The sequence below is a fragment of the Micromonospora sp. WMMD558 genome (genome assembly GCF_049315255.1).
GTDB lineage: Bacteria > Actinomycetota > Actinomycetes > Mycobacteriales > Micromonosporaceae > Micromonospora.
Map to the genome: position 1 here is coordinate 4,466,225 of NZ_CP186061.1, position 25,388 is coordinate 4,491,612.

General features: G+C 72.1%; 23 protein-coding genes. 8 read left to right on the forward strand and 15 right to left on the reverse strand.

What is annotated here, in order from left to right; genetic code table 11:
- Positions 1–6 precede the first annotated feature (6 nt).
- Complete coding sequence (locus tag ACN26Y_RS21275; RefSeq protein WP_155331984.1) at positions 7–627, reverse strand: L-threonylcarbamoyladenylate synthase; 621 nt, start codon at positions 625–627, stop codon at positions 7–9.
- A 164-nt stretch (positions 628–791) separates the two neighbouring features.
- Between ACN26Y_RS21275 and ACN26Y_RS21280 the strand changes: the two genes are divergently transcribed.
- The 7 genes from ACN26Y_RS21280 (at position 792) to ACN26Y_RS21310 (ending at position 9,324) form a co-directional block, all read left to right on the forward strand.
- Complete coding sequence (locus ACN26Y_RS21280) at positions 792–1,793, forward strand: LacI family DNA-binding transcriptional regulator (RefSeq protein WP_155331985.1); 1,002 nt, start codon at positions 792–794, stop codon at positions 1,791–1,793.
- A 96-nt stretch (positions 1,794–1,889) separates the two neighbouring features.
- Positions 1,890–3,566, forward strand: a complete 1,677-nt coding sequence (locus tag ACN26Y_RS21285; RefSeq protein ID WP_155331986.1) for an ABC transporter substrate-binding protein — start codon at positions 1,890–1,892, stop codon at positions 3,564–3,566.
- 76 nt (positions 3,567–3,642) lie between these two features.
- Positions 3,643–4,791: an ABC transporter ATP-binding protein gene (locus ACN26Y_RS21290; protein WP_155331987.1), complete on the forward strand. Its 1,149-nt coding sequence runs from the start codon at positions 3,643–3,645 to the stop codon at positions 4,789–4,791.
- Positions 4,788–5,765 (forward strand): ABC transporter permease, encoded by a 978-nt coding sequence (locus tag ACN26Y_RS21295; protein ID WP_155331988.1) that lies wholly within the window; start codon positions 4,788–4,790, stop codon positions 5,763–5,765. The genes ACN26Y_RS21290 and ACN26Y_RS21295 overlap by 4 nt, the downstream gene beginning before the upstream one ends.
- A 3-nt stretch (positions 5,766–5,768) precedes the next feature.
- Positions 5,769–6,839: an ABC transporter permease gene (locus tag ACN26Y_RS21300; protein ID WP_196255646.1), complete on the forward strand. Its 1,071-nt coding sequence runs from the start codon at positions 5,769–5,771 to the stop codon at positions 6,837–6,839.
- Complete coding sequence (locus ACN26Y_RS21305) at positions 6,836–7,843, forward strand: ABC transporter ATP-binding protein (RefSeq protein WP_155331989.1); 1,008 nt, start codon at positions 6,836–6,838, stop codon at positions 7,841–7,843. Before ACN26Y_RS21300 ends, ACN26Y_RS21305 begins: the two co-directional genes overlap by 4 nt.
- A gap of 68 nt (positions 7,844–7,911) precedes the next feature.
- On the forward strand, positions 7,912–9,324 hold the full coding sequence (locus ACN26Y_RS21310; protein WP_422733357.1) for a GH1 family beta-glucosidase: 1,413 nt from the start codon (positions 7,912–7,914) through the stop codon (positions 9,322–9,324).
- A 61-nt stretch (positions 9,325–9,385) separates the two neighbouring features.
- On the opposite strand, the gene ACN26Y_RS21315 is transcribed toward ACN26Y_RS21310, so the two are convergent.
- The 11 genes from ACN26Y_RS21315 to ACN26Y_RS21365 form a co-directional block, all read right to left on the reverse strand.
- Positions 9,386–10,207, reverse strand: coding sequence for an SRPBCC family protein (locus ACN26Y_RS21315; protein WP_422733358.1), 822 nt, complete (start codon positions 10,205–10,207; stop codon positions 9,386–9,388).
- Positions 10,207–11,328 carry an XdhC family protein gene (locus ACN26Y_RS21320; RefSeq protein WP_155334218.1) on the reverse strand — a complete coding sequence of 374 codons (1,122 nt, stop codon included), beginning with the start codon at positions 11,326–11,328 and terminating at the stop codon, positions 10,207–10,209. The genes ACN26Y_RS21315 and ACN26Y_RS21320 overlap by 1 nt, the downstream gene beginning before the upstream one ends.
- A gap of 40 nt (positions 11,329–11,368) precedes the next feature.
- Positions 11,369–11,983: a nucleotidyltransferase family protein gene (locus ACN26Y_RS21325; RefSeq protein ID WP_422733359.1), complete on the reverse strand. Its 615-nt coding sequence runs from the start codon at positions 11,981–11,983 to the stop codon at positions 11,369–11,371.
- Positions 11,980–13,179, reverse strand: a complete 1,200-nt coding sequence (locus tag ACN26Y_RS21330; protein ID WP_422733360.1) for a vWA domain-containing protein — start codon at positions 13,177–13,179, stop codon at positions 11,980–11,982. The genes ACN26Y_RS21325 and ACN26Y_RS21330 overlap by 4 nt, the downstream gene beginning before the upstream one ends.
- Entirely contained in the window at positions 13,172–14,050 is an 879-nt protein-coding gene (locus tag ACN26Y_RS21335) for an AAA family ATPase (RefSeq protein WP_155331993.1), read from the reverse strand. Before ACN26Y_RS21335 ends, ACN26Y_RS21330 begins: the two co-directional genes overlap by 8 nt.
- Positions 14,047–15,018, reverse strand: coding sequence for an XdhC family protein (locus tag ACN26Y_RS21340; RefSeq protein ID WP_155331994.1), 972 nt, complete (start codon positions 15,016–15,018; stop codon positions 14,047–14,049). Before ACN26Y_RS21340 ends, ACN26Y_RS21335 begins: the two co-directional genes overlap by 4 nt.
- On the reverse strand, positions 15,015–17,408 hold the full coding sequence (locus ACN26Y_RS21345; RefSeq protein WP_422733361.1) for an aerobic carbon-monoxide dehydrogenase large subunit: 2,394 nt from the start codon (positions 17,406–17,408) through the stop codon (positions 15,015–15,017). Before ACN26Y_RS21345 ends, ACN26Y_RS21340 begins: the two co-directional genes overlap by 4 nt.
- Positions 17,405–17,950: a (2Fe-2S)-binding protein gene (locus ACN26Y_RS21350; RefSeq protein WP_422733362.1), complete on the reverse strand. Its 546-nt coding sequence runs from the start codon at positions 17,948–17,950 to the stop codon at positions 17,405–17,407. Before ACN26Y_RS21350 ends, ACN26Y_RS21345 begins: the two co-directional genes overlap by 4 nt.
- A gap of 1 nt (position 17,951) precedes the next feature.
- The gene (locus ACN26Y_RS21355) at positions 17,952–18,833 is read right to left on the reverse strand and encodes an FAD binding domain-containing protein (protein WP_422733363.1); all 882 of its coding nucleotides are present in this window, start codon (positions 18,831–18,833) and stop codon (positions 17,952–17,954) included.
- Positions 18,834–19,055: 222 nt separating this feature from the next.
- On the reverse strand, positions 19,056–19,997 hold the full coding sequence (locus ACN26Y_RS21360; protein WP_422733364.1) for a sugar phosphate isomerase/epimerase family protein: 942 nt from the start codon (positions 19,995–19,997) through the stop codon (positions 19,056–19,058).
- Between the two features lie 18 nt (positions 19,998–20,015).
- Positions 20,016–22,127 (reverse strand): PQQ-dependent sugar dehydrogenase, encoded by a 2,112-nt coding sequence (locus ACN26Y_RS21365; RefSeq protein ID WP_422733365.1) that lies wholly within the window; start codon positions 22,125–22,127, stop codon positions 20,016–20,018.
- Positions 22,128–22,619: 492 nt separating this feature from the next.
- Here ACN26Y_RS21365 and ACN26Y_RS21370 point away from each other — a divergent pair, with 492 nt between their 5' ends.
- On the forward strand, positions 22,620–23,018 hold the full coding sequence (locus tag ACN26Y_RS21370; RefSeq protein ID WP_422733366.1) for a hypothetical protein: 399 nt from the start codon (positions 22,620–22,622) through the stop codon (positions 23,016–23,018).
- A gap of 222 nt (positions 23,019–23,240) precedes the next feature.
- On the opposite strand, the gene ACN26Y_RS21375 is transcribed toward ACN26Y_RS21370, so the two are convergent.
- From ACN26Y_RS21375 to ACN26Y_RS21385, 3 genes are all read right to left on the reverse strand, one after another.
- Positions 23,241–23,549 carry a hypothetical protein gene (locus ACN26Y_RS21375; RefSeq protein ID WP_422733367.1) on the reverse strand — a complete coding sequence of 103 codons (309 nt, stop codon included), beginning with the start codon at positions 23,547–23,549 and terminating at the stop codon, positions 23,241–23,243.
- A 29-nt stretch (positions 23,550–23,578) separates the two neighbouring features.
- On the reverse strand, positions 23,579–24,391 hold the full coding sequence (locus ACN26Y_RS21380; RefSeq protein WP_422733368.1) for a ribonuclease HI: 813 nt from the start codon (positions 24,389–24,391) through the stop codon (positions 23,579–23,581).
- Positions 24,392–24,483: 92 nt separating this feature from the next.
- Positions 24,484–25,251 carry a hypothetical protein gene (locus tag ACN26Y_RS21385; protein WP_366603047.1) on the reverse strand — a complete coding sequence of 256 codons (768 nt, stop codon included), beginning with the start codon at positions 25,249–25,251 and terminating at the stop codon, positions 24,484–24,486.
- Positions 25,252–25,388: the final 137 nt, after the last annotated feature.

Below are 25,388 nucleotides of genomic sequence, written 5' to 3' on the forward strand. Positions count from 1 at the left end.
GCCCCGTCACTCGAAGCGGGAGGGGTCGCCGGCTCCCCGGCGCAGGATCTCCGGCTCGTCCTGTGACAGGTCGACCACCGTGGTCGGCTCCTTGCCGCAGTCGCCGGCGTCGACGACCGCGTCGAGGAGGTGGTCCAGCCGTTCCTTGATTTCCCAGCCCTGGGTCAGCGGCTCGTCCTCACCGGGCAGGACCAGGGTGCTCGACACCAGCGGCTCGCCGAGTTCGGCCAGCAGCGCCTGGGTGACGGTGTGATCGGGTACGCGGACACCGACCGTGCGCTTGCGCGGGTGCAGCATCCGGCGCGGCACCTCCTTGGTTGCCGGCAGGATGAACGTGTAGCTGCCCGGCGTGGACGCCTTGACCAGGCGGAAGACCGAGTTGCTGACGTGCACGAACTGGCCGAGCTGCGCGAAATCCCGGCACACCAGCGTGAAGTGGTGCCGTTCGTCGAGGTGCCGGATCTCGCGGATCCGGTCCAGCCCGTCGCGGTTGCCCAGTTGGCAACCGAGCGCGAAGCACGAGTCGGTCGGGTACGCGATCAGGCCGCCGTCCCGGATCAGGTCGACCACCTGCCGCAGGATCCGGGGCTGCGGGTTGTCCGGGTGTACGTCGTAGTACCGCGCCATGCGCCGAGACTAGGCGCTGCCGGCCGGTGGCGGCACCGGAAGGAAACCTAACCATTCGTTACTCGCCCGTTATTGACGTGACCGGCGTCACTCCGCTTGACTGCGACGGAACCGGTTCCGCAACCGGTTCCGGAACCGGTTCCACACACCCCGTGGAGTGTCACGTGCCCATCACCATCGCCGACGTCGCCAGCCGGGCGGGCGTGAGCAAGACGACCGTCTCCCGGGTGCTCAACGGCAAGGGCGAGGTGGACCAGAGCACCGCGGACCGGGTCCGCGCGGTCATCTCGGACCTCGGCTACGTGCCCAGCGCGCGGGCGGTCGGGTTGGCCCGCGGCCGGACCCGGGTCGTCGGGATGCTCGTGCCCGCCCTGACCTGGCCCTGGATGGGTGAGGTGCTCCAGGGCGCGGTCGACGTGGTCGAGGACGAGGGGTACGCCCTGCTGCTGTTCACCTGCAACCGGGGCGACGAGTCGATGCGGCGGTTCACCTCCCAGGTGTCGGCCAAGTCCTTCGACGGCCTGCTGGTGGTGGAGCCGGAGGGCACGCTGGACCACATCACCGCCCTGCACGAGCAGGGCCTGCCGGTCATCCTCATCGACGACCGGGTCCACCGGCCGCGCTTCCCCTCGGTGCGGACGACCAACCACGCCGGTGCCCGCGCCGCGGCGGCGCACCTGCTGGAACTCGGGCGGCGGCGACCACTCGTCATCACCGGCGTGCCCCAGTTCGGGTGCACGGAGGAGCGGTCGGCCGGGTTCGCCGAGTGCTACGCCGAGGCCGGGTTGCCGATCGACCCGGATCTCGTCGTGGACGGCGACTTCACCTTCGAGTGCGGCCGGGCGGCGGTGCAGCGCCTGCTCGCCGCAGGCGTGCCGTTCGACGCGGTCTTCGCCCACAACGACCTGTCCGCCGCCGGCGCCCTGCAGGCCCTCATGGACGCGGGTCGACGGGTGCCGGCCGACGTCGCGGTCGTCGGCTTCGACGACCTGCCCCTGGCGGGACACACCCACCCGCCGCTGAGTTCCGTACGCCAGCCGTTGCGGGAAATGGGGGAGGCGGCGGCCCGCACCCTCATCTCCCACCTCGACGGCACCCCGCTGCCCGACAGTCCCATCGTCATCCCCACCGGACTCACCGTGCGCGCCTCGACCAACGGCACCTGACGCTGTCCCGCACCGACGACGCCGGCGGGCCCCGCCCTCCGGTGGCACCACCGCACACCCTCCATCCACCACACCCCCGCATCGAGGGAGACCTCCATGAGAAGACGACGGCTCCTCACCATCGTGCTGGCCGGCACGGTGGCCACGGCCCTCGCCGCCTGCGGCGACAGCCCGAACGCGAACAAGAACAACGGCCCGGCGGCCACCGTGCTCAACGTCGGCATGCCGAACGGCCCGCAGGCCGAGAACCACAACCCGTTCCTCACCACGTCGGCCGCCGCCTCGCTGGGCTACCGGTGGCAGATCTACGAGCCGCTGATGATGTGGAACCCGGTGAAGCCGGCCGACCCGATGAAGCCGTGGCTGGCCACCAAGGCCGAGTGGTCGGCGGACTACACCTCCGTCAAGGTCACCATCCGGGACAACGCCACCTGGTCCGACGGTCAGAAGGTCACGGCGGAGGACGTCGCCTTCACGTACAACCTGGTCAAGAAGTACCCGGCGCTGAACGACCAGGGCGTGCCCTACACCGAGGCGACCGCCAGCGGCAACGAGGTCACCATCAAGACCTCCAGCCCGCAGTTCGTCAACCAGCAGAAGGTCCTGTGGCGGGTGCCGATCGTGCCCAAGCACATCTGGGAGAAGATCAGCGACCCGACGACCGACCAGGTCAAGCAGCCGGTCGGCAGCGGCCCGTACACGTTGAAGTCGTTCACCCCGGCCACCACCACCCTGACCGTCCGGGAGAGCGGCTACTGGCAGGACCTGCCGAAGGTCAAGGAGCTGCGCTTCACGTCGTACACCGACAACAGCGCGCAGACCACCGCCCTCGCCAACGGCGAGTCGGAGTGGAGCTTCGTCTTCATCCCCAACTACAAGGCCGTCTTCGTCGACAAGGACCCGGCCAACCACAAGGTGTGGGCGCCGGCGATCCTCGGCATCCACGGCCTCTACATCAACACCACGAAGAAGCCGTTCGACGACCCGGCGCTGCGGCGCGCGATGAACATGGTCATCGACCGCGAGGACATCTTCACCACGGCGGAGGCCGCGTACTTCCACCCGCTGGTGAAGAGCGTGACCGGCCTGCCCAGCCCCGCCGGTGACCCGTTCATCGCCCCCGAGTTCAAGGGCCAGGAGCACAAGGTCGACGTCGAGGGCGCCAAGGCGCTGCTCACCGGCGCCGGCTACAAGCTGGAGGGCAACACCCTCAAGGACCGGACCGGCAAGGCCGTCACGCTGACCCTCACCGACCCGGCCGGCTGGTCCGACTACCAGACCAGCCTGGAGATCGTGAAGGACAACCTGTCCAAGATCGGCATCGCCGCCACGATCGACAAGGCCAACCAGGACGCCTGGTTCCGCAACGTCGAGCAGGGCAACTTCGACGCGACCTTCCGGTGGACCGAGGGCGGCGCCACGCCGTACGACATCTACCGGACCGTCATGGACGGCCGGGTGCTGAAGCCGATCGGCACCGCCTCCCCGGCGGGCAACTTCGGCCGCTTCAACAACCCGCAGGCGACCGAGGCCCTGAAGGCGTACGCGAACGCGACCGACGAGGCCGCGCGGACCACCGCGATGAACACGCTGCAGAAGATCTTCGTCGAGCAGATGCCGATGATCCCGGTCGGCGCGGACAACATCGGTGGCGCGTACAGCACGAAGAACTGGGTCGGGTGGCCCGACGACTCGAACCCGTACGGCGCGATGCAGCCCACCCAGCCCAACGCGGTGGACGTGGTCCTGCACCTCAGGCCCGCCAACAGCTGATCCCCTCGGGTGCCCCTCCCCGGCCACTGCCGGCCGGGGAGGGGCACCCACACCCACCCCAAGACAGGAACTCGCCATGACGTTGAGCGACAGCGCGGAGGCGCCGGTCAACGAGGTGGTGCTGGAGGCCGTCGGCCTGACCAAGCATTTCCCCGTCCGCAGGCGGCTGCGTGACCTTCTCACCCGATCGACGGCCGCCGTCCACGCCGTCGACGACGTCTCGTTCGTGCTGCGCCGGGGCCAGGTGACCGCGCTGGTCGGAGAGTCCGGCTCCGGCAAGTCCACGGTGGCCCGGCTGCTGGCCCAGCTCTACCCGCGCACCGCCGGCGACCTCCGCCTGCACGGCACGTCGACCCGGGTCCGCGGCGGGCGCGCGTTCCGGGCGTACGTGCGGCGCGTCCAACTGATCCTGCAGGACCCGTTCGCGTCGCTGAACCCGGTGCACACCGTCCGCTACCACCTCACCCGGTCGCTGCGGATCCACGGCAACGCCGGGCGCACCGCCGAGGACCTGGACAAGGCCCTCGCCGACCTGCTCACCCGGGTCAGCCTCACACCGCCCGAGCGCTACCTGGACGCGTTCCCGCACGAGCTCTCCGGCGGCCAGCGGCAACGCGTCGCGATCGCCCGGGCGCTCGGGGCCGACCCGGAGGTGCTCCTCGCCGACGAGCCGGTGTCCATGCTGGACGTCTCCATCCGCCTCGGGGTGCTCAACCTGCTGCGGGACCTCAAGGAGCGGCTCGACCTCGCCGTCCTCTACATCACCCACGACATCGCCTCGGCCCGCTACTTCGCCGACGAGACGATCGTCATGTACGCCGGCCGCATGGTCGAGGGCGGCGACAGCGAGACCGTCACCCAGAACCCGGCCCACCCGTACACCCGGCTGCTCATCGGGTCGGCGCCGGACCCCGACCGGATCACCGGCGACGGCGGCGCCGACGTCGGCGGGGCGGACCGCGGCCACGGCGAGCCGCCGAGCCTGATCAGCCCACCCGCCGGCTGCCGCTTCCACCCCCGGTGCCCGCACGTCATGCCCCGCTGCACCGTCGACCTGCCGCCCCGGCACACCATCGGCGACCGGCCCGGCCACTGGGCGGCGTGCTGGCTCTACGACCCGGCCACGGTCGCCGCCGAGGGCCCCGGCTCCGCCGCGCCCGACGCCGACCCGACCGTGCCGCCGGCTCGCCGGGACGGCACCGCCACCGTGGGGGACGCCCGATGAGGTTCCTGCTGCAGCGCGTGGCCTTCTACCTGTTCACGGCGTGGGCGGCCATCACCCTCAACTTCTTCATCCCACGGTTGATCCCCGGCGACCCGGTCCAGTCCCTCATCTCCCGCAACCAGGGCCGGATCAGCGCCGACGCCATCGAATCGCTTCGCGTCCTGTTCGGCCTGGACGACAACGACAGCGTCTGGGAGCAGTACGTCGACTACTGGAAACAGCTCGTCCAGGGCGACCTCGGCCTGTCCTTCACGTTCTTCCCGACGCCGGTGTCGACGGTGATCGGCGACAGCCTGCCGTGGACCGTCGGCCTGGTCGGCGTCACCACGATCGTCAGCTTCCTGCTCGGCACCGCGCTCGGTGTCGGCGCCGGCTGGCGGCGCGGCTCGTGGATCGACGCCCTGCTGCCGGCCACCACGTTCCTCTCCTCGATCCCGTACTTCTGGCTGGGCCTCGTCGCGATCGCCCTGTTCGCCGGGCCGGGGAGCTTCTTCCCGTCCTCCGGCGGCTACGAGCCGGGCCTCGTGCCGGCGTTCGACCAGTACTTCATCCCGAGCGCCATCCAGCACAGCATCCTGCCCGCCGCCACCATCCTGGTCTCCTCGATGAGCGGGTGGATCCTCAGCATGCGCAACATGATGGTCACCGTCTCCTCGGAGGACTACATCACGGTCGCCCACGCGAAGGGCCTGTCGGAGCGGCGGGTGGCGCTCAGCTACGCGGCCCGCAACGCGCTGCTGCCCAACGTCTCGGGTTTCGCGCTGTCGCTCGGGTTCATCGTCGGCGGCACCCTGCTGGTGGAGATCGTCTTCTCCTACCCGGGGCTCGGGTACCAGCTCTTCCAGGCGGTCGGCGCCAAGGACTACCCGCTGATGCAGGGGATCTTCCTGATCATCACGATCTCCGTGCTGGTCGCGAACCTGCTCGCCGACGTCGCGTACCTGCTCCTCGACCCGCGGACCCGAAAGAGCTGAGCGATGACATTCTCACCGTCGAGCATCGAGCAGGTCATCCCCGGCCAGGGAGCCATGGCCCAGCCGTCGGCCGCGCCGGGCCGGGCGAAGCGGCGCCGGTTCCGGTTCATCGCCAACGCCAAGGTCGCGACCGGCCTGGTCGTCCTGGCCGTGTACGGCCTCTTCGCGATCATCGGGCCGTGGGTGGCGCCGTACGACCCGAGCGCCCGGAGCAGCGACGTCCTGCAGGCGCCGTCGGCGGAGCACTGGTTCGGCACCACCCACCTCGGCCAGGACATCTTCAGCCAGATCCTGGTCGGCACCCGAAGCGTCGTCGTCGTGGGCCTGATCGCCGGCGTGATCGCGACGCTCCTGTCCATCCTCATCGGCGTGACCTCCGGCTACCTCTCCGGGGTGGCCGACGAGGGCCTGTCGGCCCTGTCCAACGTGTTCCTGGTGATCCCGGCACTGCCGCTGATCATCATCATCACGTCGATCGTGGAGCGGGCCAGCGACACCCTGGTCGCGCTCATCATCGGCCTCACCTCGTGGGCGTGGGGGGCCCGGGTGCTCCGCGCGCAGACGCTGTCGCTGCGCCGCCGCGACTACGTCGAGGCGGCCCGTGCCACCGGCGAGCGGACCTGGCGGATCATCCTCTTCGAGATCCTGCCGAACCTCACCGCGATCATCGCGTCCGGCTTCGTCGGCACCGTCATCTTCGCGGTGATGTCGGAGATCACCCTGGCGTTCATCGGCATCTCGTCGATCACGTCGTGGAACTGGGGCACCATCCTGTTCTGGGCGCAGGGCCAGCAGGCCCTCGCGCAGGGGGCGTGGTGGTGGTTCGTGCCCGCCGGCCTGGCCATCGCGCTGCTGGGCACCGCGCTCGCTCTGATCAACTTCGGCATCGACGAGTTCGTCAGTCCCCGCCTGCGCAGCAGCGGCCGGACCCGGATCCGCACCGCGTCCGGGCACACCGTGAAGATGCGGGTCGGATTCACCCCCGTACTCGACCCGCCGGCGGCGGCCCCGCCGCCGGTCCCGGTCGACGCGGTCGTCCTCAGCAGCACCGACCGGAAGGGTGGTCCTCGATGACGCGACCGGTCCTGGAGATCAAGGGCCTCAACGTCGACTACGGGATCGGCGACCAGGCCGTGCGCGCGGTCCGGGACGTCGACCTCACCCTGCGCCGCGGCGAGGTGCTGGGGCTGGCCGGCGAGAGCGGCAGCGGCAAGTCCACCCTGGCGTACGGGATCACCCGGCTGCTGCCGCCGCCCGGCGTGATCCGCGGCGGATCCGTCCGCTACCACCCGACCGACGGCGAACCGATCGACATCATGGCGCTCTCCCCCGCCGAACTGCGCCGCTTCCGCTGGGCGGAGACGTCGATCGTGTTCCAGGGGGCGATGAACTCGCTCAACCCGGTCCACCGGATCTCCACCCAGCTACTCGACGTCATCAAGGCGCACGAGCCGAGCATGAGCGCTCCGGCCCGGCTCGCCCGCGCCCGCGAACTGCTCAAGCTGGTCGGCATCTCGGCCGACCGGATGGACAGCTACCCGCACCAGCTCTCCGGCGGCATGCGCCAGCGCGTCATGATCGGTATGGCGCTGGCGCTGGAACCCCAGATCGTCATCATGGACGAGCCGACGACGGCGCTCGACGTCGTCATGCAGCGGCAGATCCTCGGTCAGCTCGCCGAGCTGCGCGAGCGGCTCGGCTTCGCGGTGCTGTTCATCACCCACGACCTGTCCCTGCTGGTCGAGTTCTCCGACCGGATCGCCATCATGTACGGCGGACGGATCGTCGAGGAGGCACCGGCGGCGCAGCTGTACCGGGCCGCCCTGCACCCGTACACCGAGGGGTTGCTGCACTCCTTCCCGGCGCTGCGCGGGCCGCGGCGCGAGCTCGCCGGCATCCCCGGCTCCCCGCCGGACCTGCGCGCCATGCCGGCCGGTTGCGCCTTCCACCCGCGGTGCCCCCGAGCGTTCACCCCCTGCGACAACGCGCTTCCCGTCCTCGGCGCACCCGTCGACGACCACCCGGGCCGCACCGTCGCCTGCTGGCTGCACCCCGCCGCCGACGTGGTGACCCGGTGAGCCACCCCGGCCCGGCGGACGCCCGCACGCCCGATTCCGACCCACCGTCCGCGACCGCGAGGAGAACCATGGACAGCATCCCCACCAGCCCGGCGACGTCGACCGAGGCCGACCCGATCGACACGCTGCCACCGACGTTCCGGTGGGGTGTGGCGACCTCGTCGTACCAGATCGAGGGCGCGGTCGCCGAGGACGGTCGCACGGCGTCCATCTGGGACACCTTCTGCCGGGTCCCCGGCGCGGTGGTGAACGGTGACAACGGCGACGTGGCGTGCGACCACTACCACCGGATGCCGCAGGACGTGGCCCTCATCGCCGACCTCGGCCTGGACACGTACCGCTTCTCGGTGGCCTGGCCGCGGGTGCAGCCCGGCGGGCGGGGGCCGGCCAACGCCGCCGGGCTCGCCTTCTACGACCGGCTCGTCGACGAACTGCTCGGCCGGGGAGTCGACCCGTGGGTCACGCTGTACCACTGGGACCTGCCGCAGGAGCTGGAGGACGCCGGCGGCTGGCCGGCCCGGGACACCGCCTACCGGTTCGCCGACTACGCGGAGCTGGTCTTCGACGCGCTCGGCGACCGGGTACGGACGTGGACCACGCTGAACGAGCCGTGGTGCTCGGCCATGCTCGGGTACGCGTACGGCCTGCACGCGCCCGGCCGGCGCGACCTGGGCGACGCGATCGCCGCCGCCCACCACCTGCTGCTCGGCCACGGGCTGGCGGCGGGGCGGCTGCGGGCGGCGGCCACCCGGCCGCTGGAACTCGGCATCACCGTCAACCTGGCCACGGCCGACCCGGTCACCGACAGCGCGGCGGACCGGGACGCCGCCCGCGCCGCCGACGGCCTCGGTAACCGGCTCTACCTCGACCCGCTGATCCACGGCCGGTACCCGGAGGACGTGGTGGCCGACCTGGCCCGCGACGGGGTACGCATCCCGGTGCGGGAGGGCGACCTGGACGTCATCTCCAGCCCGATCGACGTGCTCGGCGTCAACTTCTACTTCGGGCAGCTCTTCTCCGGCGTGGACGAGCAGGGGCGCGAGCGGGACGACGAGGGCCGGCCGGTGCGGCGGGTGGTCCGCCGGGACCTGCCCCGCACCGCGATGGACTGGGAGATCGTGCCGGACTCGTTCACCGACCTGCTGGTCCGGCTCGGCCGCGACTACCCGGGCGTGCCGCTGGTGATCACCGAGAACGGCGCCGCCTTCGACGACCAGCCGGACGCCGACGGCTTCGTGGCCGACGACGACCGGGTGGCCTACCTGGCCGAGCACCTGCGCGCGGTGGCCCGGGCCCGCCAGGCCGGGGCGGACGTGCGGGGCTACTTCGCCTGGTCGCTGCTGGACAACTTCGAGTGGGCGTACGGCTACGACAAGCGGTTCGGCATCGTCCGGGTCGATTACGACACCCAGCGGCGCACGCCGAAGCGCAGCGCGCTCTGGTACCGCGACACCGTCCGTCGGGTCCGCGGCAACCGCTGACGAACCACACGGCGGCCGTCCGGCCCGGTCCGGACGGCCGCCTCCGGTGGTTTGCCGCGCCTCACTGTCGAGCCAGCCACACTCCCAGCACCGCGCCCACGGCCCCGCCGAGCAGGAACGTCACGACGTGCGGCGCGAGGCGGCGAGCCGTCGCCCGTACGCCGGTGACGCCGAGCAGGTCGATCGGTTCGACGGGACCGCGCGGGGCGGGGACCACCGCGCCGGGTCCCGGAGGGTCGAGGGCCGCGGCCGGCCGGGCACCGGCGGACGCCACCGGCGAGGCGGCTGGCGCGGCCGGCTGGCCGGCGGCTGCAACGGGGTGGGCGGTCGGCATGGCCGGCTGGCCGGCGGCCTGTGCGGGCGGGGCCTCGGCGACATCCGCCGACGGATCGGCGGAGGCGGCGGCCGACGGCGCGGCGGCCGAGGCGACGGGGGCCGGCGTCGGCGCGAGTTGTCCGGCGAGGCAGGCGGTGAACTCGTCGAGCAGCCGGCTGCTCACGTCCGCGATCATCCCGCGACCGAGCTGGGCCACCCGACCGCTGATCGTCAGGTCGGTGAGCACGGCGACGGCGGTGGCGTCGCCGTCGGCGCGCAGGGTGGCGGCGACCGTCGCCGACGCCGATCCGGCCCCCTTGGTGTCGCGGCCGGACGCCTCGATCACCATCCGGCGCGCCGCGTCGTCGCGCTCGACGAAACGGCCCCGGCCGGCGAACGTCATGACCATCGGGCCGAGCTTCACGCGGACGGTGCCGGTGAACTCGTCGCCCTCGTGGGAGGTGAGCGCCGCGCCCGGCATGCACGGAACGATCCGTTCCAGATCCTGCAGCACCTCCCAGGCGCGGTCGACGGGTGCTGCCACGACGAAGTGGTGTTCGAGTTGCATCAGTACCGATCCAGGTTCTCGTGAATGGAACCGTCCAGCTCGGACAGTCGGTGGCCGGTGCCGCCCCATCGGGCGCCGATGATCTCCGCGGCGATGCTCACCGCGGTCTCCTCAGGTGTGCGCGCCCCCAGGTCCAGCCCGATCGGCGAGGCGAGCCGGGCAAGCTGCTCCGGCGACACCCCTTCGGCCCGGAGCCGGGCGACGCGGTCCGTGTGCGTGCGTCGCGAGCCCATCGCACCGACGTACGCGAAGGGATGCCCGAGGGCGACGCGCAGCGCCGGGACGTCGAACTTCGGGTCGTGGGTGAGCACGCACACGACGGTGCGCGGATCGACCCGTCCCGCGTCGATCTCGCCGGTCAGGTAGCGGTGCGGCCAGTCGACCACGACCTCGGCACCGGGGAACCGGCGGGCGGTGGCGAAGACCGGCCGGGCGTCGCACACCGTGACCCGGTACCCGAGGAAGTCGCCGGTGCGGGCGAGCGCCGCCGCGAAGTCGATCGCCCCGAAGACGATCATCCGCGGGGGCGGTGTGAACGAGGCGACGAACACCGTCAGCTCGTCGCCGAGGCGCTCGCCGTCGGAGCCGTACCGCAGCGGACCGGTCCGTCCGGCGGCCACCATGCCGCGGACGTCGTCGGTCACGGCGTCGTCGAGCCGGCGCGAGCCGAGGCCGCCGGCGACCCGGTCGGGCCAGACGACCAGCCGCCGGCCGAGCCGGTCCGCGTCGCCGCGGACCAGCGTTGCCACCGCGACCGGTCGGCCCGCCGCGATCGCCTCCGCCACCTGGTCGAGCTCCGGGTACGACGCGCGGTCGACGCGTTCGACGAAGATCTCGATGGTGCCGCCGCAGGTCAGTCCCACCTCGAACGCGTCGTCGTCGCTCACGCCGTACCGGGCGAGCCGCGGCGCGCCGGACTCGGTCACCGCAAGGCCGAGGTCGTAGACGGCGGCCTCGACGCAGCCGCCGGAGACGCTGCCGACCGCTGTGCCGTCGGGGCCGACGAGCATCGCCGCACCGGGTGGTCGGGGTGCGCTGTGCCAGGTGCCGACGACGGTCGCCATCGCGACCGGCTGGTCCGCGCGCCACCAGTCCAGGAGATCACCGAGCACGTCGCGCATGCTCATCGTCCTCCGGCGGTAGTTGACGACACAAGTATCACTATGGCCCCCACGGCGCCGCGCCACCAGGGGCGATGCCGTACCGCCGGGCGTCGTCGGCGGTGTCCACATCGGTCGGGTCGGCGACGCCGTCGCAGGGCACCTCCATCACCGCCGTACCGGCGGCGCGCAGGTACCGGCGGGCGCCCACGTCGCCGGCCGCGCCCGCGGCGATGCCGGCCCAGTGCGCCCGGCCGAGCAGCATGGGATGACTGCGGCGACCGCCGTACGTCGCGCACGCGAGGGCCCGCTCGTCGCCGTGCGCCGCGACGCGTCGCACCGCCTCCGGGCCGATGCCCGGGGTATCGACGAGCAGGACCAGCGCCGCCGCGGCGTCGGTATCGGCGAGCGCGGCCAGTCCCGCGCGAAGCGAGGAGGCGAGTCCGCTCTCCCAGGCCGGGTTCACGACCACGGTCGCCGCGGTCAGGTCGGCGGCGGCGCGTACCCGGTCGGCCGCTGCGCCGAGGACGACCACGACCGGGGCGCAGCCGCCGTCGCGGGCGACCTGCACCGCACGCTCCGCGAGTGGCGTGCCGCGCAGGCGCAGCAGTGCCTTCGGCCCACCGATGCGACGTCCGGCGCCGGCGGCCAGCACGAGACCCACGACGCCGCTCACCGCGACCGCCGGGCGGCGGGCTCGGCGAGTGCGTCGAGCAGGTCGTCCAGGGCCGCGATGTCGTGGGCGCTGACCACCGCATCGCAGTACGGCCAGGCCGCGGCCATCCCACCGACGAGCGGCTGGTACCGCGCGCTCTTCGTGCGGGGATTGGCCCACACGATCCGGTACGCGAGCCGCGAGAGCCGGGCCATCTCCCGGCGGAGCTGCGCGGGGTCGCCGGTGTCCCAGCCGTCGGAGACGACCAGCACGACGGCGCCACGGGCGACGCCGCGCGCCCCGTACCGGTCGTTGAACTCCTTCAGCGTCGCACCGATGCGCGTGCCGCCGGACCAGTCGGGCGCCGCCCGCCCGGCCCGGTCGAGAGCTTGCGCCGCGCTGGTGCGGCCGAGCAGCCGGGTCAGCCGGGTCAGCCGGGTGGCGAACGTGAACACCTCGGCGCTGGCGCCCCCGGCCGCGCAGTAGAGCAGTTGGAGCATGGCCCGGGCGTACGGCGCCATCGAGCCGGAGATGTCGCAGAGCACCACGAGGCGGCGCGGCCGGCGGTGGGGTCGTCGGCGGTGCAGCCTTACCGGGTGCCCGGCCGTTCGGCGGGCGTGCCGCAGCGTTGCCCGCAGGTCGACGGTGGAGCCGCGGGCGGCCGGCGACCGGCGCCGGGTGCGCCGGAGCGGCGTGGCCACCCGCAGCCGGCGCATCAGCTCGACCAGCCGGACCAGTTCGTCGGGGGAGAGGTCGGCGAAGTCCCGCTCGGCCAGCCGCTCGGTGGCGGCGGCGAGCGCGGGGTGGGGGATTTCGCTGGCCGCGCGGTCGCCCTGGTGACCGCGATCGGCGAACCACGGCTGGCCGCCGGGTGGGCGGGGCTGCCGGGCCGGTGCGGGCGGGGTCGGTGCCGTGCCGGGCGCCGGGGGCTCGGCGTTGCCGGCGTCCCCGCGCTGCTCTCCGGGGTCGGCGAGGCCGCCGAAGACGAGGTCGAAGACGCGGTCGAAGACCGGCAGGTCGCCCCGATCGCCCACCAGCGTGGCCGTGGCGCACCAGTAGAGCGCACGGGTCGTCGTGGGCCGGACCAGCAGGACCGCGCGAGCGAAGCGCTCACTCCGGTCCGGCCCGACGGGCAACCCGGCGGCGTGCAGCGCCGCGCCGAACCGGGCCACCAGGAGCGCGAGGTCGGCCGGTCCGCGAGCGGCCAGGTCAGGCATCGCCGACCAGCCCGGCGAGCCCCGCCTGGCGTACGGTCGCCAGGTCCTCGTCGTACTTGACGACGGTGGCGAGCGTCCGCGCGGCGGCCGTCGCGTCGAGCGTGCCGATGCCGAGCACCTGCAACGCGGCGGCCCAGCTGATCGCCTCGGCGACGCCGGGCGGCTTGTACAGGTCGAGCGCGCGCATCCGGCGGACCGCCGCCGCCACCTGGTCGGCCAGCGGATCGCCCACGCCGGGCACCCGCCGGCGGACGATCTCCGCGACCCGTTGGGGATCGGGGTAGGCGATCCAGTGGTAGAGGCAGCGGCGCTTGAGCGCGTCGTGCAGGTCGCGGGTGCGGTTGGAGGTGAGAACGGCGACCGGGGGAACGGCGGCGCGACGGGTGCCCAGTTCCGGGATCGTCACGGTCGACTCGGCCAGCAGTTCGAGCAGGAATGCCTCGAACTCGTCGTCGGCGCGGTCCACCTCGTCGATGAGCAGCACGGCGGGGCGGGGCCCGGGGTGGTCGAGCGCGGTGAGCAGCGGCCGGGCCAGCAGGTACTCGTCGGTGAAGAGGTCGGCCTCGCGCAGCGCCGCACCGCCCGCCTCGGCGAGGCGGATCGCGAGGAGCTGGCGCGGGTAGTTCCACTCGTACAGCGCCTCGGCGGCGGTCAGCCCCTCGTAACACTGGAGCCGGACGAGCCGGGTGTCCAGCGCGGCCGCGAGCGCCTTGGCCGCTTCGGTCTTGCCGACCCCGGGTTCGCCCTCGAGCAGGATGGGCTGGCTCATCCGGACGGCGAGGAACAGGGCGGTGGCGAGTGACTCGTCGGCGAGGTAGCCGACGGAGTCGAGACCGGTGCGCAACGCGTCGACGTCGGTTGGCCGCGTCATCCGTCGTACCGGCCCGGATCGGCGGCGAAGGCTCTGCGGCACCCGGCGGCGCAGAAGTACCAAGTCCGCCCGGCGCGCTCCAGATGAAGGCTGGCCGGGCCGACCGCCACACTCATGCCGCAGACGGGATCGACCGCCGTGGCCGGGTCGAGCACCGTGAGCAGTGCCCTGTTCCCGGGTCCGGCGGCCTGCTCGTGGTCGTCGTGGTCGTCGCCGTGGCGTTGCGCCGGCACCGTCGCCTCCCCGGGCGTCGACGCCCGCACCTGCACGAGCTCCGCCAGTACCGACAGCGCGACGTCGCCGGGCGTGCGGGCGCCGATGTCCAATCCCGCCGGGCTCCGCACGCGGGCGGCGAGGTCGGCCGGCAGGTCGGCCCCGGCCAGCACCGTGGGGCCACGCTGACGACTCGCCACGAGCGCGACGTACGGCACGTCGGCGTGCACCGCGGCGCGGAGCACCGCCTCCTCGTCGTGCCCATGGGCGGCGACGACGACGCCGACCGTGTCCGGCGGGATCGGCGCGGCCGGGTCCGTGCTCCGTGTGACGGCGTACCCGGCGGCCGCCCCGACCTCCGCGACCGCTCGCGCGATGGGGGTGTCGCCGAAGACGTGTACGAGCGGCGCGGGCACGACCGCCTCCAGGAAGATGTCCAGCGTGCCACCGGACAGGCACGGGTTGTCCACGACGACCATGCCCTCGGCGGGCGCCTGCTCGGCGGCGGCCCCCGGGGTGACCCGCAGCAGGGTCGACTCGCCCGTCCGCAGCAGTCTCAGGCTCTGCAGCCGGACGGTCGACTCGGCGCAGGCCCCGCCCACGAAGCCCTCGATCGTCCCGTCCGGCAGGACGATCGCCCGGTAGCCCGGCTTCGCGCTGGTCGGTCGCTCGGCCCGGACAACGGTCGCGAGGACGAACGGGGTGCGCTGGGCGCGCAGCCCGTCCGCCCTCGCGAACAGGTCGACCGGTGTCATGTGAGCGCCAGGTCCGTCCGCAGCGGCCGGCCCTGGATCGTCGACCACACGTTGGCCGGGGTGAGCGGCATGTCGGCGTGCCGGACCCCGAACGGCTTGAGCGCGTCCAGGACCGCGTTCACCACCGCGCAGGGCGAACCGACGGTCGCGGACTCGCCCACGCCCTTCGCCCCGATCGGGTGGTGCGGCGACGGCGTGACCGTCTCGCCGAGCTCCCAGGACGGGCACTCCATCGCGGTGGGCAGCAGGTAGTCCATGAACGACGCGCCGAGGTGGTTGCCGTCCGGGTCGAACGCCATCACCTGCATCAGCGCCATGCCGACGCCGTCGGCGAGGCCACCGTGCACCTGGCCCTCGACGATCATGGGGTTGATCCGTACGCCGCAGTCGTCGACCGCGACGAATCGGCGCACCTTGACCTGCCCGGTGTCCGGGTCGACGTCCACCACGCAGATGTACGCCCCGAACGGGTAGGTCAGGTTGGGCGGGTTGTAGACGGTGGTCGCGTCGAGGTGGCCCTCGATGCCCTCCGGCAGCTCCAGGTTGGAGTGCGCGGCCATCGCGATCTCCTGCATCGTCTTGCCCTGCTCCGGGTCGCCGCGCACCTGCCAGCGGCCGGATTCCCACTCGAGGTCGTCGGGGGAGACCTCCAGCATCGCCGAGGCGACGATCTTCGCGCGTTCACGGACCTTGCGGGCCACGATCGCGGTGGCGGCGCCGGACACCGGCGTCGATCGCGAGCCGTACGTGCCCAGGCCGAACGGGGTCTGGTCGGTGTCGCCGTGCACCACCTCGATGTCCTCGGTCGGCAGTCCCAGCTCGTGCCCGACGATCTGCGCGAACGTCGTCTCGTGGCCCTGCCCCTGGGTCTGCACCGAGATGCGCAGCACCGCCTTGCCGGTCGGGTGCACCCGCAGTTCGGCGCCGTCGGCCATGCCCAGCCCGAGGATGTCCATGTGCTTGCGCGGCCCCGCGCCGACCGCCTCGGTGAAGAAGGCGACGCCGATGCCGGTCAGCGAGCCGCGCCCGTGCGCCTCCCGGTGGGCCAGCTTCGCCGCCTGCTCGCGCCGCAGCTCGTCGTACCCGGCCATGTCCATGGCCAGCCGCAGCGCCTTCGGGTAGTCGCCGGAGTCGTACTCCCACCCGGTCGCGCAGGTGTACGGGAACTGCTCCGGCCGGATCAGGTTCTTCATGCGCAGCTCGGCCGGGTCCATGTCCAGCTCGTACGCGAGCACGTCGACGATCCGCTCGACCAGGTAGACCGCCTCGGTGATGCGGAACGAGCAGGCGTACGCCACGCCGCCCGGCGCCTTGTTCGTGTAGACGCCGGTGACCTTGCAGTGCGCCGCCTCCAGGTCGTAGGAACCGGTGAAGACGTGGAAGAACCCGGCCGGAAACTTGGTCGGCTGCGCGGTCGCGTTGAACGCGCCGTGGTCGGCCAGCACGTTCACGCGTACGCCGAGGATCCTGCCGTCCCGGGTGGCCGCGATCTCGCCACGCATGTGGTAGTCACGGGCGAAGGCCGTGCTCATCAGGTGTTCGGAGCGGTCCTCCACCCACTTCACCGGCTTCCCGCTGACGATCGAGCCGACGACCGCCAGCACGTACCCCGGGTAGATGCCCACCTTGCCGCCGAAGCCGCCGCCGATGTCCGGCGAGATGATCCGGATCTTGTGCTCGGGCAGTCCGGCGACGAGCGCGTACACGGTGCGGTGCGCGTGCGGCGCCTGCGTGGTCGTCCACATCGTCAGCTTCCCGGTGACCTTGTCGAAGTCGGCCACCGCGCCGCACGTCTCCAGCGGCGCCGGGTGCACCCGCGGGTAGAGGATGTCCTGCGCCACCACCACGTCGGCGCGCGCGAACACGTCGTCGGTCCTGGCCCGGTCGCCGGCCTCCCAGTCGAAGATGTGGTTCGTCGTGCGGTCCTCGAGGTCGTCGCGGATCACCGGCGCGTCCGGGTCCAGCGCCCGCTTCGCGTCCACGACCGGCGTCAGCGGCTCGTACTCCACCTCGATCAGCTCGACCGCGTCCCGCGCCGAGTAGTGGTCCTCCGCGATGACGAACGCGACCTCCTGACCCTGGTAGCGCACCTTGTCGGTGGCGAGCACGGCCTGCACGTCGTACGACAGGGTGGGCATCCAGGCCAGGTTGAGACCCTTCAGGGTCTCCCCGGTGACGACCGCCTTCACCTTCGGGTGCGCCTCCGCGGCGGAGGTGTCGATCGACACGATGCGCGCGTGCGCGAACGGGCTGCGCAGCATCGCGCCGTGCAGCATGCCCGGCAGCCGCACGTCGTCGACGTACGTGCCCCGGCCGCGCAGGAACCGGGCGTCCTCCTTGCGCAGCGTCCGGCCGAAGCCGACCGTCGCGCGTTCCTCCATGACCGTCATGCCGGCACCTCCTGGGCGCTCTCGTCGGCGGCGTCCCGCGGGGTGGGCACCGAGTCTGCCGTGGCCTCGCCCGTGCCCGCCGTGGCTTGGTGCGCGGCGGCCCAGCGGACCGAGCGCACGATGTTCTCGTACCCGGTGCACCGGCACAGCTGGCCGGAGATCGCCTCGCGGATCCGCTGCTCCGACGGGTCCGGGTCACGGTCGAGCAGCGCCCGGGAGGTCATCAGCATGCCCGGCGTGCAGAAGCCGCACTGCAGGCCGTGACACTCCATGAAGCCCTGCTGCACCGGGTCGAGCTGCCCGTCGCGCTCCAGGCTCTCGACCGTACGCACCTCGTGCCCGGCCGCCATCACGGCCAGCACCGTGCACGACTTGACCGGCCGACCGTCCAGCAGCACCACGCAGGTGCCGCAGTTGGACGTGTCGCAACCCCAGTGGGTGCCGGTCAGGCCCAACGTCTCGCGCAGGAAGTGCACGAGCAGTAGGCGCGGCTCCACCTCGCGGGTCTCGTCGACCCCGTTGACGTTGACCGTGATCCGCACGTCAGCCCTCCTCGCCCCGGGCGCGGGCGGCTGCCCGGCGCAGCGCGCGCGTGGTCAGTTCCGCCGCCAGGTGCCGCTTGTAGTCCTCCGGGCCGCGCTGGTCGGCGACCGGGCTGCACTCCGCCGCCGCGGCCCGGCCGGCCGCGACGAAGGTCTCCTCGGTCGCCGACGCGCCGCGCAGCACCGCCTCCGCCTGCGGCGACACGAAGTGCGGGGCGCCGACGGCGGTCAGGCCGACGCCCGCATCGGCGATGGAGTCGCCGGAGAGCCACAGCACCGCGCCGGCGGCCGCGACCGGGTAGTCGCCGACCCGGCGCTCCACCTTCTCGTACGCGCTCCCGCCGCCACCCCGGATCGGCACACACAGCTCAACCAGCAGTTCCTGCGGCGCGAGCACCGTCTCATACGGTCCACGGTGGAGTTGCCGGACGGGAACCGTACGGGTGCCGTCGGGCCCGCGCAGCACGGCGGTGGCGTGCACCGCGGCGAACACGGCGGACAGATCCTCCGACGGGTCGGCCTGGCACAGCGAGCCGCCGACCGTGCCGAAGTTGCGGACCACCGGGTCGGCGATCACCCGCTCCGCGTCGTGGAAGATCGGGAAGTGCTCACCGGCGACGGCGGACTCGAGCAGCTCGCTGTGCCGGGTCAGCGCGCCGATGCACAGCTCGTCCCCCTGGACGCGCACGTACGACAACTCGCGGAGGTCGTTGATGTCGACCAGCGCGTCCGGCCGTGCCAGCCGCAGCTTCATCATCGGAATCAGGCTGTGCCCGCCGGCGACCACGCGCGCCTCGGGGCCGTGTCTCGTCAGTAGCTCGATCGCGTTCTCGACGCTCGTCGCTCGCTCGTAGGCGAAAGGTGCCGGAACCTGCATACGCATCTCCGTTGCCGTGGACCACCGCAACCGCGGCGGTCATCCGAGGCATGGCACGAACGTGGTCGATTCTTGCGCTGTCAACGAGTGGCGGCAATCCCCCTGCTGGGCTGCAACGAACACCGGGGCCGGCAGTTCCGGATCGCCGGCGCTCGTGACCAGCACGCCACGAGCGCCGACGACCGGACGCCGGCCCCGGTGTCCGTCGACGCTGCGCTCCCCGGTTCGTCAGTACCGCAGCTTGCGCAGGTAGCGGTAGCCGACCTCGGCGGTCCGCTGCGGCGTCACATCTGGGGTGTCGTTCTCGACGATGTACTCGAGCACCGAGTGCTTCCGGAAGATCCGGGCGAAGTCGATCATCCCCGTGCCCAGGTCGGCCATGTCGCCGGTCGACTCGTGCCGGTCCTTGACGTGGTACTGCAGGACGCGCTGCGGCGCGGAGCGGATGACGTCCAGCGTGAACCCCTCGGGGTCGGAAACCCCGTCGCCGGACTCGATGCCGCCGGTCACCGCCCAGTAGATGTCGATCTCCAGGTGGACGAGCCTCGGGTCGAGCTCCTCGGTCAGCACGTCCCAGGGGCGCCGGCCGTTCCCGAAGTCGATGGTGAACTCATGGGCGTGGTTGTGGTAGCCGTAGCGCAGGCCGGCCGCCCGGGCCGCGGCGGCCTCGACGTTCATCTGCTCCGCCCAGCGCTTCCAGTCGTCCTCGCTGGTCGAGTTCAGGTACGGCACGACCATGAACCGCTGGCCCAGGGTGAGCGCGTTCTCGATCTTCTCGTCCAGGGCGGCGGCGTCGGCGCTGATCCCGTCGTGGCTGGAGCTGGCCTTGACGCCGATGCCGTCCAGGAACTGGCGCAGCTGGGCGGCGGCACGCCCGAAGTAGCCGAGCGCCAGCTCCACCCGCGGGTAGCCGATCCGGGCGAGGTGGGTGAGCGTGGCGTCGTACCCGGGCGAACCCCAGAGCGCGTCGCGCACCGTCCACAACTGAATGCTGATCAGGCCCGGGGGCACGGGTCGCCGTCCCCGGTGGTCTGCGCTGGCCGCCGCGCTGGTCGCCCCGACGCCGGACGCCAGCCCGACGCCGGCGAGGGTCGCCAGCGAGCCGCGTAGCAGGCTCCGTCGGCCGAGGGACTGCCGCAGCGCGGCCGTGCCGTCGTATCCGTAACACATGGTGGCCCCTTCGATGTCTCAGTGGCTGATGGTGGGAACCAGAACGACCTGGTCGCTACCGGTCAGGGCGGGCAGCCCGTCCCCACCGGCGTCGGTGTAGGAGGCGACGAAGACGCCCGTCAGGTTGTCGTGCTCCGGGTCGTGGCCGGACGGCACCGTGGTCTGGATCGAACCGGTGCAGCCGTTCGCGGTGGTCTGCGGGTGCCCGTGGTCGTCGTGACCGAGGATGTACGTGACGCTGACCCGCGCGCAGTCCACCGGCTGGTCGTCGGTCACCCGTACCTCGAACTCCACCGTGTCGCCGAAGGCGAAGGCCTGGCCCTCGACCGGATTGACCAGCTCCACCACGGGCGTGGCGTTGCCGACGACGATCCGGACCGACGCGGAGGCCGACAGTCCGCTCCGGTCGGTCACCTTCAAGGTGGCGTCGTAGAGGCCGTTCTCCCGGTACGTGAACGTCGGGTTCGCCGCGCGCGAGTCCACCCGGTCGTCGTCGTCGAGGTACCACTCGTACGTCAGCCGATCGCCGTCCTCGTCTCTGGTACCCGCGCTGGAGAAGGCGACGGTCAACGGCGCGAGCCCGTCGGTGGGCGTGGCCGAGACCCGGGGGACCGGGGTGTGGTTGCCGGTCCAGCCGGTGTGGTCGATCCGGGCCAGCTGCGCGTCCGGGTTCTCGCTGAAGTAGCCGTCGCCGTACTCGAGGACGTAGAGCGCGCCGTCCGGGCCGAACTCCAGGTCCATCGGGTTGTCGATGGTGACGGAGGGCAGCACCGGCTCGATCCCGGTCAGGTCGCCGCGGCGGTTCAGCTGGAACGCCTTCACGTAGTCCCGGGTCCACTCGTGGAACAGCGGCTTCCCGTCGTGGTACGCCGGCCACGCGACCGGGTTGCGTCCCCGCGTCGTCCGCCGGTCGAAGTCGTACGCCGGACCGGCCATCGGGCCGATGCCGCCGGTGCCCAGCTCCGGGAATCGCTCCGAGGTGCCGTAGCTGTACCACACCTGCGGCTGCTCCACCGGCGGCAGCTTCCGAAGGCCGGTGTTGTTCGGCGACTCGTTGATCGGCGCCGCGCAGCTGAAGCTCTCCCCGGAGGCGCCGGTTGCGAAGTCGTAGTCCCGGTAGGGCAGCTCCGCCGTGGCGCAGTACGGCCAGCCGTAGTTGCCGGCCTTCCGCGCCGCGAGCCACTTGCCGTGCCCGGCCGGTCCCCGCGACGGGTCGGGCTCACCGGCGTCCGGCGAGTAGTCGGCGACGTAGAGGTCCCCGGTCTCGCGGTTCAGCTCGATGCGGAACGGGTTGCGCAGGCCCATCAGGTAGACCTCGGGCCGGGTGCCGGGCGTGCCCTTCGGGAACAGGTTGCCGTCCGGGATGGTGTACGAGCCGTTCCGGCCCACCTTGATGCGTAGGATCTTGCCGCGCAGGTCGTTGGTGTTGGCCGAGGTGCGCTGCGCGTCGTACGCCGGGTTGCGGCCCGCGCGTTCGTCGATCGGCGCGTATCCGCCGGACTCGAACGGGTTGGTGTCGTCCCCGGTGGACAGGTACAGGTTGCCCCTGGCGTCGAAGGCGATGTCCCCGCCGACGTGGCAGCAGATGCCCCGGTCGACCGGCACGTCGAGGATCCGCTGCTCGGTCGTCAGGTCCAGCTTGTCCTTGACGAACCGGAACCGGGAGAGCCGGATGACTCCCTCGAAGCGCTCGAAGTCCGCAACCGTGCCCCAGGCCGGCGCGTCGCCCTCGTTGACGTCCGGCGTCGAGGGGTCGTCGACCGGGGTGTCCATCGGCGGCGAGTAGTACAGGTACACCCAGTTGTTGCCGGCCCTGCCGAAGTTCGGGTCGATCGCGACGTTCTGCAGGCCCTCCTCGTCGTGCCGGTAGACGTCCAACGTCGCGGCGAGGGTGTTGCGGCCGGTGGCGGGGTGGTGCAGCCAGACCTCACCGGGGCGGGTCACGTGCAGCACCCGATTGTCGGGCAGCACGGCGAGGTCCATCGGCTCGCCCGGGGTGTCGTTGAGGGTGACCTTCTGGAAGGCGCTGTCCGGCGGCGCGGCCGTCGGGGCGGCCGTCGCGACGGTGGGGGTGGCGGCGAGCGCCAGGGTCGTCAGGCCCGCTACGGCGAGCGCGAGTCGTCGTTCCATCTGCCTCTCCTTGTGCTCGGGACTGGGGTCGGGGCAGGTCCTGCTCGTTCCTCTGTCGGCGACGGTTCCTCCCGGGCAGGGTCGAGCCGCCCGTCGCACGGGGCTGCGGTGCGCGGCCGGCCGGGTCGGTCGGTGGCGTCGCTACCGGGCTGGGCGACAGGCGGACGTTTCTGGGAGTGGGGGACGGATCACGTACGGGACGGTCGGGTGTTCGGTGCCGATTACCCGACCGCGGTCAGGCCCGGCCGAGCCGCTGCTCGACCTGGGGCTCCATCGCGACGAAACACATCGGTACGCGTCGACGCTACAAAAGACATACCTGGATGTCCATAGCTTTCATCATCGACGGTGCAACTTTTCTCCGCACCGACGAAAGTCTCCATGATGGCGCCGTAACCACCGTCTACGCTGCTCGATCCGCTCGGCCCTCCGTCGTCTCGCCGTTGCGCGGCCCGCGATATCGTCACGGAAAGTAGTGGAAGGACGTGACCCATGGCAGTGCGTGACTCCCGTGTCGTCGCCCTCGCCGCAGCGTCATTACTGACGGCGCTGACAATGGCGGCGGCCGGGTGTGCCGAGCGGAAGGGCGCGTCGGAACCAGCGCCGGCGCCGGCCGACGCCGAGACCGGTCGGGACTATGCGGTCACCCTCTCGACGCACTGCGGGATCGACGTCACCGAGTTCCGTGGCCGCCGGTGGAAGGCGGCGCACCCGGTGGACGACCCGGGGGCGCGGCCTGATCCGAACGATCCCACGGTGATGCGGTACGACGGGGAGATCTCCGGCACGATGCGCCTGCTGACCACGGAGACGTTGCGCTTCACCTCGGATACCGGCGACCTGGTCGTCACCTTCCGTCCGACGACGGAAGCTCCGGCGATCTGTCAGTGAGCCATCGGTACGCGGGCCTCAGGGGGTGGCCGCGCTCAGGGCGCCGCCGAAGAACATCAGGATGGTGAAGGCGATCATCGGGCCGACGAAGACGTAGCCCAGGACCAGACCGGCGACGGCCATGCCGTGGCCGAACCTTGCACCGTCGCGGGTGGAGGGGGAAGGAGGGGTTGGGCGGGCCGGAAACCGGCGGGGTGGGTTCGTAGCGCGGCGGCTGGTAGGTCACCGGGACTCACCCCACGGACGGCCGGCGGCCCGCAGGTGGGTGACGAGCGTGTCGACCGGTATGCCCAGCACGGCCGCCAGCAGTCTCAAGGGCTCGGGATGGCCCTTGGCGGTGATGTCCTCGAAGATGTCCAGCAGGCCACGCAGTCGGGCCTCGGTCTCGCCGGGGCCCGCGGGCAGCTCGGCGATCCGCCGCTCCACGTACCGGCGGGTCATGATCTGGTACGCACCCACGCCGAGCACGTCCTGGTCGTCGGTGCCGGACACGTCTTCGGGCTGTGGCTTCGGGCTGTGGTTCGTCGACATTGCTCTCCCCGTGGTGGAGTCGGATGTGGTCAGCACGTGGCGTGCCAGTCGTGTAGGAACGCGTCGACCAGGGCCTGGGCGCGCGGGCGTACGTCGAAGGTTTCGGTGAGGCGGCGCCGCGCCATGTGCGACAGGGCGTCCGCGGCCTCGTTGAGCGCGTGGCCGGCGTGCCCCTTCACATGGGCGAAGGACAGGTCCGGCCGCCGGCTCACCTGCTCCGCCAGCCGGACGAGGGTGGGTTGGGGTGCCGACCGGCGCGGGCGCAGGCTGTAGCCGCTCGGCATCGCCTCGGTCCGGCCGGCCTGCCAGCGGTGCAGGTACCGCAGAGCGGTCAGGTTGTCCAGCAGCACGGTCATCCCCGCCGGTGCGTCCTCGTACCCGGAGAGCAGGAAGTCGACCGCGCGCAGCTCGTTGATCAGCACCCGGGACGACCCGGTCGGGTCGAGCGGGCCGGTGCCCCGGCCGCGCAGGCCGTAGTGACCGTCGCTGACGACGTACGCGATGCCGCCGACACGCCCCTTCCAGCTCGCGTCGGTCGCGGCGACCAGCGGCGCGGACGCCCCCGCCCACCGCCCGACCCGGCCGCGACCGAGCTGGTCGTTTGACCGCGGCAGGCACGCCGAGCCGTGCCGCACGGCCTGCTCCTCCGCGGCGTCGATCAGCTGCCGAGCCGAGTCGAGCTCGTCCCAGTGCGCGGCGGTGAGGGCCAGCCGCACGGCGTCGCCGATGCGCTGGCAGTGTTCGCAGCGGGTCGGCCGGGCGTAGTGGCGCAGCGCGACGGTGCGACCGTGCAGGGGAGCGGGGAGCAGGTCGAGGGCGCGCAGGAACTCATCGGGACGCACGACGCCTCCTGACGTCTCGCGGGGGATGGGGGAGGGGCGCCGGGCGAGAGAGTGTGCTCGCCCGGCGCTTTGGAGCTGATGTCGCAGACGGATCAGGCCGGCGCGATGGTCCAGTTGCCGTCTGCGGTGATCTGGACGAGAGCGGGCGCCTCCAGAGGACGGACGCCGGAGTAACCACCGATCTCGTTGACCAGCAGGCCGCCCTCACCGGTCTCCATCGAGTAGGCGTGGATGACGAAGTTCGAGTCACCGCGGGAGTGGGTGATCTTCGCGGCGGCGGCGTCACCGCCCAGGACCACCACGTCATCGCCCTTGCCGGCGGCCTTCCCGGAGAAGGCCTTGGTGGCCATCTGGTCCACCGTGCCGATCGTCAAGGTCCACGACCCAGACGCCTCCACCTCGAACTGAGTGGTCAGCGAACCATCCTCGAGGTTGATCCACCGCTTCCCGTTGTACGAGCCGATCTCGTTGACGAGCAGGCCGTCGCCGTCGCTGCGCAGGATCGTGTTACTGGAGCATTTGCACGTGAACTTGATGACGGCCAGGTCGGTCAGCTCGGCGATGCGGACGACGTCGTCGCCGCGGCCCTTGATCACCTTCGGCTTGGGCGCCGGCGGAGGCGTCGTGGGTTCCGGGGCGGTCGTCGTGGGAGCGGCCGTGGTAGGGGCGGCGGACGTCGGCGCCGCCGTGGTGGGAGCGGCGCTGGTCGGACTGGCCGACGGCGACGTGCTGGCGGCGGCGGTCTCTTCCGGGTCGTCGCCACCGACCGCGCCGATGACGGCACCGCCGCAGCAGAGGGCGACGACGAGGGCGAGACCGCCGACCAGCCAGGCACGCGTGTTGGAGCGCTTGCCCGGCATGGCGGCTCCCGGGAGCGTGGCTCCCGGCGGGAGGGACGTACCCGGCGAGGGCGCCGCGGGGTTGACCGGCGGATAGGGGATCTGCGGCGCGGGGACAGTCGGCTCGGCTGGGTGTTCGGGACTCGGATTGCCTTGAT